The sequence below is a fragment of the Flavobacterium sp. Root901 genome (assembly GCF_001429765.1).
Classification (GTDB): domain Bacteria; phylum Bacteroidota; class Bacteroidia; order Flavobacteriales; family Flavobacteriaceae; genus Flavobacterium.
The window spans coordinates 417,717-436,439 of record NZ_LMJB01000006.1; the positions used below are offsets into that span (position 1 = coordinate 417,717).

Below are 18,723 nucleotides of genomic sequence, written 5' to 3' on the forward strand. Positions count from 1 at the left end.
AGAGTTTTAAACTTTGACAAAGCTAATTTGTTATAATTTTTTTTATATCAAAAGAAATAAATCAAATCATTTTACTATTAAAATAACCAGCCTTTTGAAAATCATCAATATTCATAGAAATGGAGTGAACTTCCGGAAGTATTGTTTTCAATCTCGACACAATGGCTTTTGATAAAGTATTTTTTTGTTCTTCATTTCGGCCTTCCATTATGTAACCAAAAATGTGCACAAAATCATCTAAAGTATTTCCGTTATTATAATAAGAAAAAGGATTTATGCGGACTTTTATTTCCGGTGCTGTAAAAAGATTGGTAGATAAAGCTAAATCAAAAACTTCCTGCATTATTTCATCTGCAGATTTTAGTCTTAATACATTTTCAGAGCAGTCAATAATGAAATTTGGCATTTTACAGGTTTTAATTAGAAATTAAGTTCAGCCAAAATTATGAAAACATTATGAAGTTTACTTATTTCTTCTTCATATAAATAATTCAATTTTCTATTTACACTTTATTATATTTGTACGTCACATTTATCTTTTATTTAGTTTGAAAAATCCATTTTTGTTTCTTTTAATCCTTTTGAGCTTTCCGGTTTTTGCTTCTGAAAGCACAGATGATATTATTGCAAAGTTAAATCTGGCGCTAAAAAACAAAGAGCATTATGTCCGTTTAAAAGAAGAAAGGATTTTAAACTTCAAAAAAATAAAATCAGAAGATTTAACAAAAGAGCAGGAGTACAATTACAACAAAACGTTGTATATAGAATATCAAAAATTCAATTCAGATTCGGCTATTTTATATGTAAAAAAGAATTTAAAAATTGCCGGCGAACTTCAAAATAAAGAATTAGAAGATTTGGCCAATCTGCAATTGGTTACCCTTTATTCTTCTTCAGGAAAATACCGCGAATCAGAAGCTATTTTAAAAAGCATTAATAAAAAAACACTTTCTCCGCATTTACTGCCAACGTATTATATTTCTTATCGCGAGTTTTTTGAACATTATGCGGCAAACAGTTATAACGAAGAGTACCGCCGTCAAATAATAACATACAGAGACTCGCTTATTTCTATTTTAAATCCTAAATCCTTAGATTATAAAATAAACAAAATTCAGCAGGACATCTTTCGTGGAAAAAAATATGACAATACACAAAAACAGTTACTGATATTATTAAAAAATACGTCCGAAGAAAATCCGCAGTATGCGATGATTACTTATTTGCTTGGAAAAATAAACGAAGCAACAAATAATCTGGAACTTCGAAAGAAATATTATGCGCTTTCGGCTACATCAGATCTTAAAAATGCCAATAAAGACAATGCTTCGCTTCAGGAACTGGCTTTGGTTTTTTACGAAATCGAAGATGTTGATATGGCGTATAAACTCACACAATCGGCAATTGAAGACGCCTTATATTGCAATGTACAGTTCCGTACACTTTTAATGTCAGAAGTTTATTCGATTATAAATACTGTTTATTTAGAAAAAGAGGCTAAAAGGAAAACAGAGTTACAGCTTTATCTTATTTGTATCAGCCTGCTTTCAGTATTTTTAATCATTGCTGTAATTTATGTTTACAAGCAGATGAAAAAGGTTTCAAGAATTAGGGGAGAATTGTATGAAACCAGTCAGAAGCTTGCAGAACTAAATCAGGATATTACAGAAACCAATAATCAGCTGCAGGAACGTAATGCACAATTATCAGAATCGAATCATATTAAAGAAGAATATATTGCGCATTTTTTCAGTCTTTGCTCCACTTATATCAATAAATTAGAGAATTACCGAATCATTTTAAACAAAAAAGCAACGGCAAAACAATTTGACGAAATCTATAAAATGCTAAAGTCAACTACTTTAGTTGATAACGAATTAGAAGAATTGTATAAAAACTTTGACATTATTTTCCTGAACTTGTACCCAACTTTTGTAAAAGACTTTAATGCGCTTTTAATTAAAGAAGAGCAAATCGTTTTAAAACAAGGAGAATTGTTAAATACAGAGCTTCGTATTTTTGCGTTAATTCGTTTAGGAATTAGCGACAGTGTAAAAATTGCAGCCTTTCTTCGTTACTCTTTAAGCACAATTTACAATTATAGGACAAGAGCCAGAAATAAAGCGGCAGTTTCGAGAAATGATTTTGAAGAAATGGTCATGAAAATCGGTTTAATTACATTGAAAATCTAAAGATTTATTTTAAAATCACTACTTTTTTTACCTCTTGTTTTTTATTAAAAATTTGATAATCAATATTTTAATTTTTTAATTCACTACTTTTTTTCGTTTAAAAATTCAAAACGAACTATAACGTTTTAGCTTTACAATATTATTAAAAGGTACATTTGACCACTTGTATCTTTAATTATATTGAATGCTTAAATAATTAATAGTTATGTTTAAAAACGTTAAAACAATCGTTGTTTTAGTTTTATTGAGTTCATTCGGATTGAATGCACAAAATAAAGTTCCGGTTTATCTTGATGATAAAAAGCCAATTAGTGAGCGTGTAGAAGATGCGCTTTCAAGAATGACAACCGAAGAAAAAATTGCCATGATTCATGCGCAGTCTAAATTTAGTTCACCTGGTGTAAAACGCCTTGGAATTCCGGAAAACTGGATGACCGACGGGCCGCACGGAATTCGTACCGAAGTAAAATGGGACGAATGGGATCAGGCAGGATGGACAAATGATTCTTGTATTGCATTTCCGGCTTTAACGGCACTTTCTTCAACATGGAATAAAGAACTTGCTTCTTTATACGGAAAATCAATTGGAGAAGAAGCCCGTTACCGAAACAAAAACGTACTATTAGGACCTGGGGTAAATATTTACAGAAGCCCTTTAAACGGTCGTAACTTCGAATATTTAGGAGAAGATCCTTTTTTAACTTCAAAAATGGTAGTTCCTTATATTAAAGGTGTGCAATCGAATGGAGTTGCAGCCTGTGTCAAACACTTTGCGCTGAATAATCAGGAAACAAACCGAAACTCAGTAAACGTAGTGGTTGACGATCGTGCTTTGTACGAAATTTATCTTCCGGCTTTTAAGGCTGCAGTTCAGGAAGGTGAAGTATGGGCAATTATGGGCGCTTACAATAAATACAAAGGACAGCAATGCTGCCACAACGAATATTTATTAAACGATATTCTTCGCGGGGAATGGGGTTTTAAAGGCGTTGTAGTTTCTGACTGGGGAGGTGTAAACGATACCAAACAAGCAATACATAATGGTTTGGATATGGAATTTGGTTCATGGACCAATGGACTTTCATGGGGAACAAGTAATGCTTATGACAATTATTATCTGGCAAAACCTTATTCTGAAATGATTAGAAAAGGTGAAGTTGGAACAAAAGAATTAGACGAAAAAGTACGCCGTATACTTCGTTTAGCTTTCCTGACTACAATGGATAGAAATCGTCCTTTTGGATCTTTTGGAACAGAAGAACACGCAAAAGCAGGTTTAAAAATTGCAGAAGAAGGAATTGTTTTATTACAAAATACAAACAACATTCTGCCAATTAACCTTTCTAAAACAAAGAAAATTGCAGTTATTGGAGAAAATGCTATTAAAATGATGACTGTTGGAGGAGGAAGTTCTTCTCTAAAAGCGAGATACGAAATTACTCCGCTTGAAGGTTTAAAGAAAAGAATTGGAAACCAGGCAGAAATCGTTTATGCAAGAGGTTATGTTGGTGACCCGACAAGTAACTATAACGGGGTTATCGCAAAAGTAAGTTTAGAAGAAAAACGTCCGCAGGCTGAGTTAACTGCAGAAGCTTTAAAAGTGGCCAAAGATGCTGATATTGTTCTTTTTATTGGAGGTTTGAATAAAAGCCCAAATCAGGATGATGAAGGTCACGATCGTTTAGAATTAGGATTACCATACGGTCAGGATAAATTAATCAGCGAATTGGCAAAAGTAAACAAGAATATTGTTTTCGTAAATATTTCAGGAAATGCTGTAGCAATGCCTTGGATCAAAGAAGTTCCCGGAATTGTTCAGGGATGGTTTTTAGGAACAGAAGCCGGAAATGCTTTGGCGGCAGTTTTAGTTGGAGATGTTAACCCTTCTGGAAAATTATCTTTCACTTTCCCTGTAAAATTGTCTGATAACGGAGCGCACGCTTTAGGTGAATTTCCAGGCAAAGACGAAGTGAAATATAACGAAGGGATTTTTGTAGGGTACCGTTGGGCAGACAAACAAAAAGTAAAACCATTATTCTCTTTTGGACACGGATTAAGCTACACAACTTTTGCATACGGAAAAGTAACCGCAGATAAAAAACAAATTTCTAGCGATGACAAGATTACATTTTCTGTTACGGTTAAAAATACAGGAAACAGAGAAGGATCTGAAGTTGTACAGCTTTATATCAGCGATTTAAAATCATCTTTGCCTCGTCCTGTAAAAGAATTAAAAGGATTTGAAAAAGTTTCGCTAAAAGCGGGAGAAGAAAAAACAGTAACGTTTATAGTTGATAAGACAGCTTTAAGTTTCTTCGACGATAAAAAACATGACTGGGTTGCTGAACCGGGAGCTTTTGAAGCTGTCATAGGAGCATCTTCAACTGATATAAAATCTAAAGTGGGATTCTCACTTCAATAATTTCATTATTTCTAAATTGGTTGGTTTGTAGAGCTGCAAGTGTAAAAAGTTGCAGCTTTGCTTTTTAAAATTAAGTTTTTCTTTTTTATCATAAATATATTAAGTTAATTAAGCTTTAAACTTAATGTTTAATGGTTTAAAAGTTTGAAGACACTGCTTAATTTCTCTTAATCTTTTAATGGTTCAATAAAAAATAAATAACATGAAAAATATTCTATTTATTGTTTTTACTTTATTGGTAACACAAAATATTTCGGCACAAAGCCTGGAAAAAATGCAATGGTTTAATGAACCTGAAAAATGGGAAATAAAAAACAATGCATTAATTATGAATGTAACGGCAAACAGCGATTACTGGCGAATTTCCCATTACGGATTTACAGTTGATGATGCACCGTTTTATTACGCCCTTTATGGAGGTGAATTTGAAGCAAAGGTAAAAATTACAGGAAATTATATTGCCCGCTTTGATCAGATGGGTCTAATGATTCGCATTGACGAAAAAAATTACATTAAAACCGGAGTTGAATTTGTTGATGGAAAATTTAATATCAGCACGGTTGTAACGCACGATAAAAGTGACTGGAGCGTAACCACTCTCGAAAAATCACCGCCGTTCATCTGGATAAAAGCAGTTAGAAGATTAGATGCTGTTGAAGTATTTTATTCTTTTGATGATAAAAATTACATCATGACAAGAAATGCGCCTTTACAAGATAATACTCCTGTAATGGTTGGGTTAATGGCCGCTTCTCCGGATGGAAAAGGTTTTGAAGCAAAATTCGAAAATTTCTCTGTAAAACATTTGCCGGACCAAAGAAGATTGGAATGGCTGAAAAATCATCAATAATTTTGAATTTTAAATTATGAGTTTTTAGTTACTATAACTTTGTCAAAGTTTAAAACTTTGACAAAGTTTCGGAGTACCGATACTAAAAACTCATAATTCATAACTAATAACTCATAACCAATGAACATTAAACCAAAAAAACATTACGAAATTCTCGACGGGCTTCGCGGCGTTGCAGCGATATTAGTTGTTGCATTTCATATTTTTGAAGCTTTTAACGGAGGAAATCGTTTTGTCCAAATTATAAATCACGGATACTTAGCCGTTGATTTCTTTTTTCTTTTATCCGGATTTGTTGTTGCATACGCATATGATGACCGTTGGGGAAATATGACCCAATGGGAATTCTACAAACGCCGATTGATCCGTTTACAGCCTATGGTAATCATGGGAATGATCATTGGTGCCATATTTTATTATTTTCAGGCTTCAGATATATTGTTTCCACAAATTGCAGGAATGGCAGTTTGGAAAGTTGTTTTAACAATGATTATTGGTTTCACCTTACTGCCAATTCCGCCTTCAATGGAAATTAGAGGCTGGGGTGAAATGCATCCTTTAAATGGTCCGGCATGGTCACTTTTTTTCGAGTACATCGCAAACATCTTGTACGCCCTAATTTTTCGCAGATTTTCGAATAAAGTGCTGTCAGTTTTTGTACTGATATTTGCCGGACTGTTAATTAACTATACCGTTTTTGGTCCAAAAGGCGACGTAATTGGCGGATGGTCTTTAAATGCAGAACAGATTAATGTTGGTTTTACCAGATTATTATATCCGTTTTTTGCCGGTGTTTTACTTTGCCGTTTAGGAAAACTAATTCACATTAAAGGCGCATTTTGGGTTTGCAGTATTTTGATTACTATTGTTCTCGCACTGCCAAGGTTTGGAAATGAAAACACTTTATGGATTAATGGTTTGTATGAATCTTTTTGTATCATTTTAATTTTCCCTGTTATAGTTGCAATAGGAGCGGGAGGACAGATTAAGAGTGCTTTTTCTGCTAAAATATGCAAACTATTAGGTGATATTTCATATCCAATTTACATAACCCATTATCCGCTTATTTATTGGTATACCGCTTGGGTTGTAGATAATAAAGTAACCATTCAGGAAGGATATCCATTAGGAATCGGGGTTTTGATTGCTTCTGTTTTAATGGCTTATTTATGTTTAAAATTATACGATGAACCGGTACGCAATTGGCTTCAGAATAAATTTCAGAAATACAAAGGTGCTGAGGTTCTAAGAAACTAAGGTTCTAAGAGAAAGACTGAAAGAGAAACCTCTGTTATTCTGCAGCTTTAACTAAAAATATTGAATTTCTAATTTTGTTAGTTATAGATATTCAAAAAAAAGGGATAAACATTATTGTTTATCCCTTTTATATTTTAATAAGCAAAGTTCCAACAGAAACCTCAGAACCTTATTCCAAAACCAACGCTCCTAAAGCTTCTTTGGTAAAACCTTTTAACTGATCTGTTTTTCCTGCTTTAATTTTCGCAACCCAGTTTGGATCAGATAAAAGAGGTCTTCCTACTGCAACTAAATCAAAATCGCCTCTGTCGAAACGTCTGTTTAATTCCTCTAAAGAAGTTGGTTCAGAACTTTCTCCGGCAAATGCACCAAAGAAATCGCCTGAAAGTCCAACAGAACCTACAGTAATAGTTGGGGTTCCGGTTACTTTTTTGGCCCATCCGGCAAAATTTAAATCAGAATCCTCAAACTCTGCTTCCCAGAAACGACGTTGAGAACAGTGTAAAATGTCAACTCCGGCATCAACAAGAGGTGTAAGCCAGGCTTCTAATTCCTGAGGATTTTTAGCCAGTTTATAATTATAGTCAGATGGTTTAAATTGAGAAAAACGCATAATAACTGCGAAGTCATTTCCAACCTGTTTTCTAACTTCTTTTATTACTTCAATCGCAAAAAGATTACGTTCCGGCAATGTTTTTCCGCCGTAGATATCTTCACGTAAATTGGTTTCGGCTCTAAAGAACTGGTCAATTAAATAACCGTGCGCACCATGAATTTCAATAGTATCAAAACCTAGTCTTTTAGCATCGGCAGCTGCTTTACCAAAAGCAAGGATAGTATCTTCAATATCTTTTTCAGACATGGCAATTCCATTTCTGAAATCCGGACGGTTTAATCCGGACGGACCTTCAAAAGGAACAGGAGGAATCCATCCTGAATGATGATTATCCATTATTCCCATGTGCCATATTTGTGGTCCCATTTTTCCGCCGGCAGCGTGAACTTCGTCGATTACTTTTTTCCATCCGTTTAAAGAAGTTTCGCCGTAAAAATGAGGAACATTTGCATCATTTGATGATGAAGGTCTGTCAATAACAGTTCCTTCAGATAAGATTAAACCAACTTCTCCTTCAGCTCTTTTTTGGTAGTAAGCTGCTACATCATCAGTTGGGACTCCGTTTGGAGAAAATGAACGCGTCATTGGCGCCATTACGATTCGGTTTTTCAGATTTAAAGATTTTAAATTAAATTCTGAAAACAGGTTGTTTGTACTCATAGTAATTTTACAAATTAGATTGAATTAATTTACTGAGTGCTTCAAAGGCACCTTCGTTACGTTTATAATAAGTCCATTGCCCAACACGTTTGGCTTCGATAAAACCGGCGCGCTGTAAAATAGACAGGTATTCTGATACTGTAGATTGTGTTAAACCGGCTTTGGCCTGAATTTGCCCAACACATACTCCGTGTTCAAATCCGCCATGTTCAAGCTGGCCGGGAAAGTTTATTTCGGGCTCTTTAAGCCATTCCAGCATCTGCAGCCTGGACTTGTTAGAGAGCGCCTTAAAAATTTCTATATTTTCCATACTGCAAATATATCGACTTTTCCCGATATACCAATTTCCCGATATGCTTTTATGATAATTTTATGATTGGAAACAATAGTTAGAGTTAAAGACGCGGAATTGTATCAAAGAAAAATTATATTTGCTTTTAGAATAATCCCATAAAGAGGGGAAGTTCTTTTGCATATTTTTTTTTCATTTCAACGGAAATGACAAACGCAGAGTTTTATCAGATTTTAAAAACGTCCCAAACAAATAAACTTAATCAAATTATGAAAAAAATCTACTTTGTATTATTCTTTACATTTTTTAATCTATTAATAACCAACGCTCAGGTTGTAGGTGTTGATGTTGGAGACATTGCTCCCGAAATCGAACTTCCGGATACAAAAGGGAACCTGGTTACACTTTCGTCTCTAAGAGGTTCTTTGACTTTGATCGATTTTTGGGCTTCATGGTGCGGACCCTGCATTAAAGAACAGCCGACTTTGCAAAAATTATACGCCGCTTATCCGGATAAATTTTCGATTTACAGTGTTTCAATGGATACTAAAAAAAATCTTTGGGTAGGTGCTATTGCAAAAGGAAAACTGCCCTGGATACAAGTAAGCGATTTAAAATACTGGCAGTCTCCGGTAATTGGTGCTTACATGCTTCAATCGGTTCCGTTGAATTTTTTAGTCGACAAAAACGGAATTATACTCGCTAAAAATATTCATGGAAAAGCGCTGGAAGATATGGTAAATGGTTTGTTAACTGCTCAATAATTTTTTAACCTCAAAGAGAGCTAAGATTTTTATTAAAAAAATATGCCCGCCAAGACGCAAATCCGCAAAACAACTTTAAAACTTTGCGGCTTCGCGTCTTGGCGAGATTTAACCTTGTAACTTTGCGTAAACCTTAGCGCTCTCTGCGTAAAAAAAATTGCAATTAAAAAGCAATTCCAAATTGAAAACCAATTGTAGCAGAAGCCGGATGATCATTGCCAAAACGAACGGGAAGAGGAACAGCCACAAAATAACTGCAATTGTCATTTTTTATAACGGTTTTATTGATTACAGGAGTAAAACCGTATCTTCCGCTGCTTTCAAAAGCGGCTCTTCCGGCAAAAGTGTAGCCATTTCCAAGAGAAACCAGAATTCCGGGATGAAATAGTAAATTGGTTACTTTATCGCTGTTTCCCTGCGCTCTAATGTTGGGAACAACTTCAAAAGAAAAACCTATTTTTTGACTCTTCCAGATGTTAATTCCGGTTGGAAATCCTACCGCATAATAATCTCTAAAATTTACGTTTGTTTGTTCACTGTTAAAAGTTACAATGGGGTGCATGATTCCAAAATATCCCGTAATTTTTGGATAAGTGGTTTGGGAAAATGAATTGTAACTTAAAAATAATAAAGTAATTACTAAAATACGTCTTAATAAAATCATGGATAGTTTTGTTAATTAATTAACACAAAACTATCGCCAATATAAATTTAGAAATAGAATACTATTTACCTTTTGTACGGGAATTACTTTTTAAAGCATTTTTTCTATAAGAAGAAGGATTTTTTCCGGTCTGCAGTTTAAAAATTCGGGTAAAATGGCTTTGATCTGAGAATCCTGTCATGTACGCAATTTCAGTTAAGGTATAATTCGAATTTTGAATGAGGTTTATCGCTTTTTCGATTCTTAGTTTTCGCACATATTCGCCAAAATTCAAATCTTCAAAATATTTAGAAAACTCCCTTGATAAATACGAAGGATTTAATTCTAAATCATTTGAGATTTTCTTTAGGTCAAAAGTAAACTGCGCATCGATCTGGTCCTGAATTATGTTTTTTAATTCTTTAACCCATAAAGGCGTTTTCTGACTTGTCTTTTTCTCAGTTAAAAACTTCTTATATACTTCATGCAGCAAATTTTCGAACGGACTGTTTTGGAGGTGTTTTTGGTTGTACAAATGTGCTGCCCAGCTGTACAAAGCATCATAGAGTTTTAATCCGGTTTGTAATAATTCGGCATCGTTTGTAATATTATGCGAAAGACCGGCAGAAATTGCCCAAAGTCCCGCAGCCTCTTTTGCAAGATCATGGCGGTCTGTGTCGGCACCACGAACGATTTTTGCCATAATGTGAACTGCGGGATCCTGAATTTGATACTTTTTTATGATGTAATCAAAAGTACATTCTTCATTATAATGAGTAAATTCTACATTTGGAATATCAAATGGAATTGCGTCTAACTCTTTTGCTTTTTCTAAAACATCTTTGAATGGAACATAAATAAATTCAGCATCAGCATCAATAAAATTTTTAATGAGCCATGGACAGGCAATTCTGTCAATTTTAGGTCTTTCGCGCGTAATCCATTTCATATTGTGAAATAAAATAATTTAATCATTTTCTCCCGGAGTTTTCTTTACGCCGCCAAAACTTGTTTTCATCATTTCTCTAATCTGAAACTGGGTTTTATTTCGGGTTACGTTTTTCCATTGGTCAAAATCATAAATATGGATTTTATCAGCATACGGATTCGTAACAAAGAAAAGTCTTGATATAGAATATTTATAATATTTTAATTCATGCGAAATATGACGGTTGGGAACGACAATAAGAATCGTATCCCAATCCAGAAAATCTTTGGGAACATCATCTCTTTCTGTTAAACCAAGAGATTCAAAAAAAGCTAATATCTTTTGATCATTATTCTTATCGATCTTTTCATCGATTCGTTTAATGGTACTAAGAAGCTTTTCTTCATCTTTTATAGTACTCATACAATCTTTGTTTTTTTTAATTTTATATAAAATTACATCAAATCAGAATCATTTAAAAAAGTATAGACAATAGAATGATTCTAAATTTTTAATCATCATTTTCAGACCCTTTGGAGGAAATAATTGTGCACTTTTTGATAAAATATTATCAAGTTAAGTCCTTTTTATAGCATAATTTTATCGTTCTAACTTTACTTAACCACGTTGTTTATGAAAATGATTTCTTTTGAAAGAATTCTTTTGTTTTTGTTTTTTTTGATTTCGGGTATGGCTTTCGCCCAAAAATCAGAAAGGGAATTAATTTTGATCGATAAAGACTGGCGTTTTTCTTTAGGCCATTTATTTGATACAAAAAAGGATTTTGGCCATGCAGAAGGCTATTTTTCATATTTAACGAAAACAGGTTTTGGCGACGGACCGGCCGGAAAAGATTTTGACGACCGTGCCTGGCGAAAGTTAGATCTGCCGCACGATTGGGCTGTCGAACAGGATTTTAGCGAAAAAGGTAGTTACAGCCACGGATTTAAAACCGCAGGAAAAGGTTTTCCGGAAAAAAGTATTGGCTGGTATCGAAAAAAAATCACTATTCCGGAAACCGATAACGGAAAAATAATCAGCCTGAAATTTGACGGCGTTTTTAGAAATTCAAAAGTGTTTTTTAACGGATATTATCTCGGAACAGAAGAAAGCGGCTATAACGGGTTTGAGTATGATGTAACAGCTTATGTAAATTATGGTGGAGAAAATACAATTGTGGTCCGGGCAGATGCATCGATGGAAGAAGGCTGGTTTTATGAAGGAGCAGGGATTTACAGGCATGTTTATTTGCAAAAAACAAATCCGCTCCGTGTTGCGCCAAACGGAACATATGTAACCTCAGAAATTAAAGATAAGAATGCCGGTGTTCGTGTAGAAGTTACAATCGAAAATAAAGGAAACTATAAAGGTTCTGTCGAAATTATACAAACCATTTTTGATGCTTCAAATAAACAAATTGCAAGTGTTTCTGAAAATGTAAATGCTCCTGAATTCTATAAAGCAACAAAGTATGTGTCGAAACTAAATGTCATTAATCCGTCTTTATGGGATATTGAAAGTCCTAATTTATACTGTTTGGTAACTCAGATAAAACAAAACGGAAAAATAATTGACAGTTATGAAACGCTTTTTGGAATCAGAACAATTAAGTTTGATCCTGAAAACGGATTTTTTCTCAACGGAAAACCTTTAAAATTAAAAGGAACCAATAATCATCAGGATCATGCCGGAATTGGAACTGCGCTGCCCGATGAGTTGCAGTATTTCAGAATCAAAAAACTGAAAGAAATGGGTTCAAATGCCTATCGCTGTTCGCATCATCCGTCAACACCTGAATTGCTGAAAGCCTGTGATGAACTGGGAATGCTGGTGATTGATGAAACGCGGTTAATGGGAATTAACGATTATCATTTAAATAGTTTAAAACGAATGATAGAACGAGACCGAAATCACCCGAGTATTTTCTGCTGGTCGGTTGGAAATGAAGAATGGAACATCGAAGGAAATATTGTGGGCGAGCGCATTACAAATGTGATGCAGGATTTTGCAAAAAGCATCGATTCTACAAGACCTGTAACCGTGGGAATCAGCAGCGGATTTAGAAGCGGCATTTCGTCTGTAGTTGAAATCATGGGGTACAATTATCTGGGGAACGGAGATATTGATGCGCATCGAAACCAGTTTAAAAACCAATCCGGAATGGGAACAGAAGAAGGCTCTACTTTTGCGGCGCGCGGAATTTATTTTACAGATGATGCCAAACATTACCAAAGTGCTTACGACAGAAAACCAAGGCCAACTTTTTACAGTATTGAAGAAGGCTGGAAGTTTTATGCCGAAAGACCTTATCTGGCAGGAATGTTTATCTGGACCGGTTTTGATTATCGCGGCGAACCCACTCCTTACGGCTGGCCTTCGGTAACTTCATATTTCGGAATGATGGATGTCTGCGGTTTCCCGAAGGACAATGTATTTTATTTAAAATCATGGTGGGGAACAGAGCCTGTTTTGCATATCATGCCGCATTGGAACTGGAGTGGAATGGAAGGTAAGCAGATCGATGTCTGGGTATATTCTAATTGTGACGAAGCAGAACTTTTCCTGAACAAAAAAAGTCTTGGCAGAAAGAAAATGGAGCAAAACGGCCACTTAGAATGGAAAGTAAATTACACACCGGGAACTCTTGAAGCAATTGGATATAAAAACGGAAAAAAAGTGCTTTCTGAAATTCAAAAAACAACCGGAAAGGCTGAAAATATTAAACTTTCTGTTGATAAAGAAAATATTCCAAATTCAAAAGTTACGGTTGTAACAGTTGAGGTTACAGATAAAAACGGATTACATGTTCCAACTGCCAATGATGAAATTGTTTTTTCGATTAAAGGCGGAAAAATTTTAGGCGTTGGAAATGGAGACCCTGTATCATTGGAGAAAGATCAGTTCCTGGATGCTGTTTCACTACTGCCAATTACCAATTTTGAGGAACAAAAAAGATCTGAAGCAATTTTGCCGCAGCAGCTTCCCGATTATGCTGATACCGAATGGATTCCCGCATTTAAAGACCGCGATTATAAAAAACAGGCTCCGTCTTATATTTATAAAGGAGAATTTGATTTAAAAAATAATAATAAGGCCAATATTGTCAGTTTCTTTTACAAGAAAATTGGTGTTGAAGCGGTTGTTTTTATTAATGGAAACAGAGTAAAGGCGAGTTCAGAAGATCCGCAGCAATATATTTTGGATCCGGCAGTTTTAAAGGAAGGAAAAAATAGGATTCATATCGCGGCAGTTCCGTTACAAAAAATAAAAGACTGGGATGTTATGAATACAGATCCGGGAATTATTCAGGTCATAACACCATCGGAGCCCTGGAAAAGAAAGCTTTTTAACGGATATGCACAAATAATTATCCAAAAAGATGAAAATGTAAAAGATATAAGTTTATCTGCTTCCGCAAAAGGATTACGAGCCGGGAGTTTAAGTTTAAAATAGTTTTAGCTCAAATATTAAACCCGACAGGCTTAAATCCTGTCGGGTTTTTTGCTTGAATTATTTTATTCTCTGGATATCATAAGAAGACTGAGTTTTATCTCCTCCCAGCAATCTGCCCAATTTTGAACTTATTACGTACACATTTCCATCTGAGGCTAAAGCTGCAGTGGTTGGAAAATCTTCTTTACCAATATTGGTCTCACTAATTTTTGAAGCACTTTTCCAGCTATTGCTGCTCGAAAAAGTATAAGTTTTGCCTAAAGCTAATCCGTTTTCTACGACAACCAGATTATTGTTTTTATCTAATTCGATTCCGTCAGGAGCACTGAATGCTGCGTCCTGAACTTCCGTAATAACAGAAGGATTGGAGATAGAAATTTTAAATAATTTAGAATCATCTGTTTTTACAGCCAATAAATAACCATCCGGATGAAAAACAATTCCATTTAAGCCAAATTGACCCGGAGTTGGCTCAAATACTTTATTGGTAACAAATAACGATGCTTTAAAACTAGTGTCAATTTTATAGATATTAGGCGAAAATGAATCTGTTATATAAATGTTTCCCTCAGTATCTACTGCAATATCATTTGGACATGATCCTGCATTTGGCGTAAAATTCTTTAAATCAATTTCCTTGATTAAAGCTCCGGAAGTAAGATTAAAAATACTTACAGAAGCAATAGTTCCGGCACTTTTGGCGGTACTTTTTTGTGAAATCCCTAAATCGGCATTGGCTGCAATTAAACGGTTTCTGCTTTCATCAGTATAAATTCCGGTTGGGAGAACTAATGTATTACTGGTGGCAAAAACGGCTGTTTCGCCTTTTGTATTCATCGCATATATGGCACCTTTATATAATGAACTAAATAAAAACTTTTCGTTTTTAGAATCGTAATCAATTCCTTCCGGATAAAGACCAATATCTGTTACGGTATATTTGCTTTGAAGCGAAACAGGAATCACAGTTTTTTTCTCGCTGTCGCAGGCGGCAAAAAGAATTGAAAAAGCGGTAATTAAAATAGTATTTTTCATTTTTACTTTATTAAAATTATTTGTCCTTATTGACAATGCAAATCTGGGACAGAACAGGAAAAATAAAAATGAACTGGTTTAGGAAATTTAGTTGAACTGGTTTAACTTTTTGAAGTTTTTCTATTACGTATTTTGCTTAAATACTCCGTACTAAAACCAAGATAGGAAGCTAAGGCATATTGTGGAACACGTTTTGCAATTTCGGCATATTTGCTCATAAATTCATCATAACGTTCTTCGGCGGTTTTTGTAAAATTAGATAAAAGCCTTTTTTGCTGAAATGCAAGTGAACGCTGTGTTATAATGCGTTCGAATTTTTCAAGTTTCGGAATTTCCTGGAGGAATTTTTGTTCGTCTTCATATTCAATCTGAATAAGAACCGAATCTTCCAGCGCTTCAACAAACAAAGTCGCAGGTTCCTGATAAATTAAACTGCTGTAATCAGAAATCCACCAGTCTTCAATTGCAAAGGATAAAGTGTGTTCTTTCCCTTCATTATCGACCAAATAACCTCTAAATGCGCCTTTAACCACATAACTTTTGTGTTTGCATACAAAACCCGGCTGTACAATAAATTGTCTTTTTTTTACTTTGGTAATTTTCAAAAACGAAGCGAGATGATTTTTTTCATCATCTGTTAAATCAACATATCTTGAAATATAATCTATAACGGGCTGCAAATCCTTCATTAAACAAAGATAAAGTTTTTAGTTTTTAGTTTCAGGTTTTTACTTATTTCAAGTTTTAAAGCAGATGAAATAATCTCTCAAAGTCGCAAGGCCGCAAAGTTTATTTTCTTTGGATCCTTTTCTAATCCTTAAAATTCCGTGCGATTAAAACCTGAACAAAAAAATAAAAAACTAATATTTGATTTTCATAACTTTGTCGAATGAATAATCAAGCCGAAACTCAAAACTGCGATTTTAATACTTCAGATTTAAAATTAAAAGGTTTTAAAGTCTATGAAGTTGGAAAAGACGTAAGTAAGATACCTACTTATAACAGAAGGGATTTTTACAAAATCTGTATTAATACAAGCCAGAGCTTAATACATTATGCTGACCGCGGAATACAAACCGACGGGACTATTTTATTTTTCGGAAATCCGATCATTCCATATTCATGGGAAATTGTTTCATCTGAATCTCAGGGTTTTGCCTGCGTTTTTACGGAAGAATTTCTAAAAGCAAACGACCGCTCTGAAACACTTCATGAATCGCCTTTATTTAAAATAGGAGGAACGCCAATTTTTAACTTAACTACTGAACAAAAGACGTTTATAGATTCATTGTTTGTGAAAATGATCGAAGAACAGCAAACCGATTATGTTTTTAAAGATGATTTAATGCGTAATTATATCAACTTAATTATTCATGAATCGATGAAGATGCAGCCCACAGAAAATTTCTTTAAACCTAAAAATGCTTCTTCGAGAATTACTTCTTTATTTTTAGAATTATTAGAAAGGCAGTTTCCAATTGAAACTAAAAGCGAGCCCCTGACTTTAAAAACGCCTCAGGATTATGCGCAAAGTCTGGCAGTACATGTAAATCATTTAAACCGTTCTGTAAAAGAAGTTACGGGAAAACCAACGACGGCGCACATTACAGAGAGAATTATCAGCGAAGCAAAAGCACTATTGCAGCATACAGACTGGAGTATTTCGGATATTGGATATTCGCTTGGATTTGAATATCCGAGTTATTTTAATAATTACTTTAAAAGACTAACGGGAACGGTCCCAAAATCGTTAAGATCTTAAATTGTTTCAATTTCATAATTTTTTGTTTGAATATTGTTATTTTTCAAAAGGACTTCTGTCCTAATTTTGCTTCTGAAATTACAGTGTTAATCATTTATCAGTTTTTAAAAACTAAATAATTACTTCATAAAGCGGATTCTAGCTTTTTAAATTTAGGTTACTGATTCTGATACTGTTGAGTCATATTATGTAATTTCAAACAAAGTAAATCTCAAAAAAATAACTAAATTTATGTCAACAAATTATTCAGCCGTTATCGAAGAAGGAAAAGTCCCTAGTGCATATATGACGGGCGACGTTTCCTATAAGAAACAAAGCAGTGATATTCATCCTGAAAATACTGTTATTAAGGAAGTTACTTTTGAACCTTGCGCAAGAAGCAATTGGCATAGTAATGCAAGTCTGCACATGCTTATTGCAAAAGATGGAGTAGGGTATTATCAGGAAAGAGGAAGTGCAGCACGCATACTGCTTAAAGATGAGGTAGTTACGATTCTGCCGGGAGTAGAACATTGGTATGGAGCAACTCCATTTGATAAGTTCTCTTATGTTGCCATTATCACAGAAATTGATAAAGGCCATGGAACCTGGTTAGAAAAAGTAACCGATGGAGAATATTTTCTTTTGAGCAGCAGATAAGGTGCTAAGATGCTAAGGCGCTGAGTTTCTAAGATGCTAAGTTTTGAAACCTGAAACTTCAAACCTGAAACTTCAAACCTGAAACAAAAAAACTAAACAAAAACTTATTTTATGGAAACAAAAAACGTAAAAGCCTTTGGTACAGAAGCTGCTGAAGCTCCGTTGAAACCATTAGATATTCAGCGTCGCGCTGTACAGGCGCACGATGTTGAAATTGAAATTTTATACTGTGGAATCTGCCATTCTGATCTTCATTCGGCCAGAAATGAATGGCGCGGCACTCTTTATCCAATTGTTCCCGGACATGAAATTGTGGGGCGAATTGTAAAAGTAGGCGATCACGTTAAAAAATTTAAAGTTGGAGAATTTGCTGGTGTAGGGTGTATGGTGGATTCCTGCAGAGAATGTGAGCATTGCAAAAACGATTTAGAACAATTTTGTGATCAGGGAAGTGTCCTTACATTTAATTCTCCGGACAAACATTTAGGAACCCATACTTTTGGCGGTTATTCTCAAAGCATTGTTGTAGATGAAAATTATGTTTTGCATATTTCAGATCAACTTGATCTTGCGGGAGTTGCACCTTTACTTTGTGCCGGAATCACGACTTATTCTCCTTTGAAACACTGGAAAGTTGGTCCCGGACAAAAAGTTGGAATCGTTGGTATTGGCGGTTTGGGGCATATGGGAATTAAATTGGCAAAAGCCATGGGCGCCCATGTTGTGGTTTTTACTACTTCGCTATCTAAAACTGAAGATGCAAAACGCTTAGGAGCAGATGAGGTTGTTTTGTCTACAGATGAAAATCAGATGGCGCAGTATGCCAGAAGCTTGAATTTTATTTTAGACTGTGTTTCTGCAGATCACAATATTGATTCGTATTTAAACTTACTAAAAGTAGACTGAACCTTAACGTTGGTTGGTGCACCAATGGATCCTCTTCCTGTAGCGGCTTTTACACTTATTTTAGGAAGAAGAAGTTTCGCCGGATCAGCTATTGGCGGAATCGCCGAAACTCAGGAAATGCTGGATTTCTGTGCAGAACACAATATCAGGGCAGATATCGAAATTATTGGCGTAAATGATGTAAACGACGCCTACGAAAGATTATTAAAAGGAGATGTAAAATATCGTTTTGTAATTGATATGGCTTCTTTAAAATAAGATGCTAAGTTTCTGAGATGCTAAGACAAACTCAGAAACTTAGCAT

General features: G+C 34.7%; 16 protein-coding genes and 1 pseudogene. 9 read left to right on the forward strand and 8 right to left on the reverse strand.

Annotated elements, in window-relative coordinates; translation table 11 throughout:
- Positions 1–61 precede the first annotated feature (61 nt).
- Positions 62–406, reverse strand: coding sequence for a 5-carboxymethyl-2-hydroxymuconate Delta-isomerase (locus tag ASE21_RS11265; RefSeq protein ID WP_057122770.1), 345 nt, complete (start codon positions 404–406; stop codon positions 62–64).
- A 157-nt stretch (positions 407–563) separates the two neighbouring features.
- Here ASE21_RS11265 and ASE21_RS11270 point away from each other — a divergent pair, with 157 nt between their 5' ends.
- The 4 genes from ASE21_RS11270 to ASE21_RS11285 all read left to right on the forward strand — a co-directional run bounded on the left by ASE21_RS11270 (position 564) and on the right by ASE21_RS11285 (position 6,721).
- Positions 564–2,192 carry a DUF6377 domain-containing protein gene (locus ASE21_RS11270; protein WP_242410257.1) on the forward strand — a complete coding sequence of 543 codons (1,629 nt, stop codon included), beginning with the start codon at positions 564–566 and terminating at the stop codon, positions 2,190–2,192.
- Positions 2,193–2,397: 205 nt separating this feature from the next.
- A complete protein-coding gene (locus tag ASE21_RS11275) occupies positions 2,398–4,614 on the forward strand; it encodes a glycoside hydrolase family 3 C-terminal domain-containing protein (RefSeq protein ID WP_057122772.1) in 2,217 nt (738 codons plus the stop codon).
- A gap of 202 nt (positions 4,615–4,816) precedes the next feature.
- Positions 4,817–5,464 (forward strand): DUF1349 domain-containing protein, encoded by a 648-nt coding sequence (locus tag ASE21_RS11280; protein WP_057122773.1) that lies wholly within the window; start codon positions 4,817–4,819, stop codon positions 5,462–5,464.
- A 120-nt stretch (positions 5,465–5,584) separates the two neighbouring features.
- Entirely contained in the window at positions 5,585–6,721 is a 1,137-nt protein-coding gene (locus ASE21_RS11285) for an acyltransferase family protein (RefSeq protein ID WP_057122774.1), read from the forward strand.
- A 169-nt stretch (positions 6,722–6,890) separates the two neighbouring features.
- Here the strand turns inward: ASE21_RS11285 and ASE21_RS11290 are convergent, their stop codons facing one another.
- Both ASE21_RS11290 and ASE21_RS11295 read right to left on the reverse strand, forming a co-directional pair.
- On the reverse strand, positions 6,891–7,997 hold the full coding sequence (locus ASE21_RS11290) for an NADH:flavin oxidoreductase (protein ID WP_057122775.1): 1,107 nt from the start codon (positions 7,995–7,997) through the stop codon (positions 6,891–6,893).
- Positions 7,998–8,004: 7 nt separating this feature from the next.
- Positions 8,005–8,307: an ArsR/SmtB family transcription factor gene (locus ASE21_RS11295; protein WP_012025367.1), complete on the reverse strand. Its 303-nt coding sequence runs from the start codon at positions 8,305–8,307 to the stop codon at positions 8,005–8,007.
- Positions 8,308–8,558: 251 nt separating this feature from the next.
- Here ASE21_RS11295 and ASE21_RS11300 point away from each other — a divergent pair, with 251 nt between their 5' ends.
- A complete protein-coding gene (locus tag ASE21_RS11300) occupies positions 8,559–9,053 on the forward strand; it encodes a TlpA family protein disulfide reductase (protein WP_057123178.1) in 495 nt (164 codons plus the stop codon).
- 163 nt (positions 9,054–9,216) lie between these two features.
- On the opposite strand, the gene ASE21_RS11305 is transcribed toward ASE21_RS11300, so the two are convergent.
- The 3 genes from ASE21_RS11305 to ASE21_RS11315 form a co-directional block, all read right to left on the reverse strand.
- A complete protein-coding gene (locus ASE21_RS11305; protein ID WP_057122776.1) occupies positions 9,217–9,717 on the reverse strand; it encodes a hypothetical protein in 501 nt (166 codons plus the stop codon).
- A 61-nt stretch (positions 9,718–9,778) separates the two neighbouring features.
- Entirely contained in the window at positions 9,779–10,645 is an 867-nt protein-coding gene (locus ASE21_RS11310; RefSeq protein WP_057122777.1) for a chromate resistance protein ChrB domain-containing protein, read from the reverse strand.
- Positions 10,646–10,663: 18 nt separating this feature from the next.
- On the reverse strand, positions 10,664–11,047 hold the full coding sequence (locus tag ASE21_RS11315) for a hypothetical protein (protein WP_057122778.1): 384 nt from the start codon (positions 11,045–11,047) through the stop codon (positions 10,664–10,666).
- Positions 11,048–11,257: 210 nt separating this feature from the next.
- Between ASE21_RS11315 and galA the strand changes: the two genes are divergently transcribed.
- Positions 11,258–14,077 (forward strand): beta-galactosidase GalA, encoded by a 2,820-nt coding sequence (gene galA / locus ASE21_RS11320; protein ID WP_057122779.1) that lies wholly within the window; start codon positions 11,258–11,260, stop codon positions 14,075–14,077.
- Between the two features lie 57 nt (positions 14,078–14,134).
- On the opposite strand, the gene ASE21_RS11325 is transcribed toward galA, so the two are convergent.
- Positions 14,135–15,112, reverse strand: a complete 978-nt coding sequence (locus ASE21_RS11325; RefSeq protein ID WP_057122780.1) for an SMP-30/gluconolactonase/LRE family protein — start codon at positions 15,110–15,112, stop codon at positions 14,135–14,137.
- A gap of 101 nt (positions 15,113–15,213) precedes the next feature.
- Complete coding sequence (locus tag ASE21_RS11330) at positions 15,214–15,801, reverse strand: Crp/Fnr family transcriptional regulator (RefSeq protein ID WP_057122781.1); 588 nt, start codon at positions 15,799–15,801, stop codon at positions 15,214–15,216.
- A gap of 200 nt (positions 15,802–16,001) precedes the next feature.
- Between ASE21_RS11330 and ASE21_RS11335 the strand changes: the two genes are divergently transcribed.
- From ASE21_RS11335 to ASE21_RS11345, 3 genes and pseudogenes are all read left to right on the forward strand, one after another.
- Positions 16,002–16,874: a helix-turn-helix domain-containing protein gene (locus ASE21_RS11335; protein WP_057122782.1), complete on the forward strand. Its 873-nt coding sequence runs from the start codon at positions 16,002–16,004 to the stop codon at positions 16,872–16,874.
- A gap of 231 nt (positions 16,875–17,105) precedes the next feature.
- Positions 17,106–17,513, forward strand: coding sequence for a cupin domain-containing protein (locus ASE21_RS11340; RefSeq protein ID WP_057122783.1), 408 nt, complete (start codon positions 17,106–17,108; stop codon positions 17,511–17,513).
- Positions 17,514–17,624: 111 nt separating this feature from the next.
- Positions 17,625–18,677: pseudogene (locus ASE21_RS11345) on the forward strand (NAD(P)-dependent alcohol dehydrogenase).
- Positions 18,678–18,723: the final 46 nt, after the last annotated feature.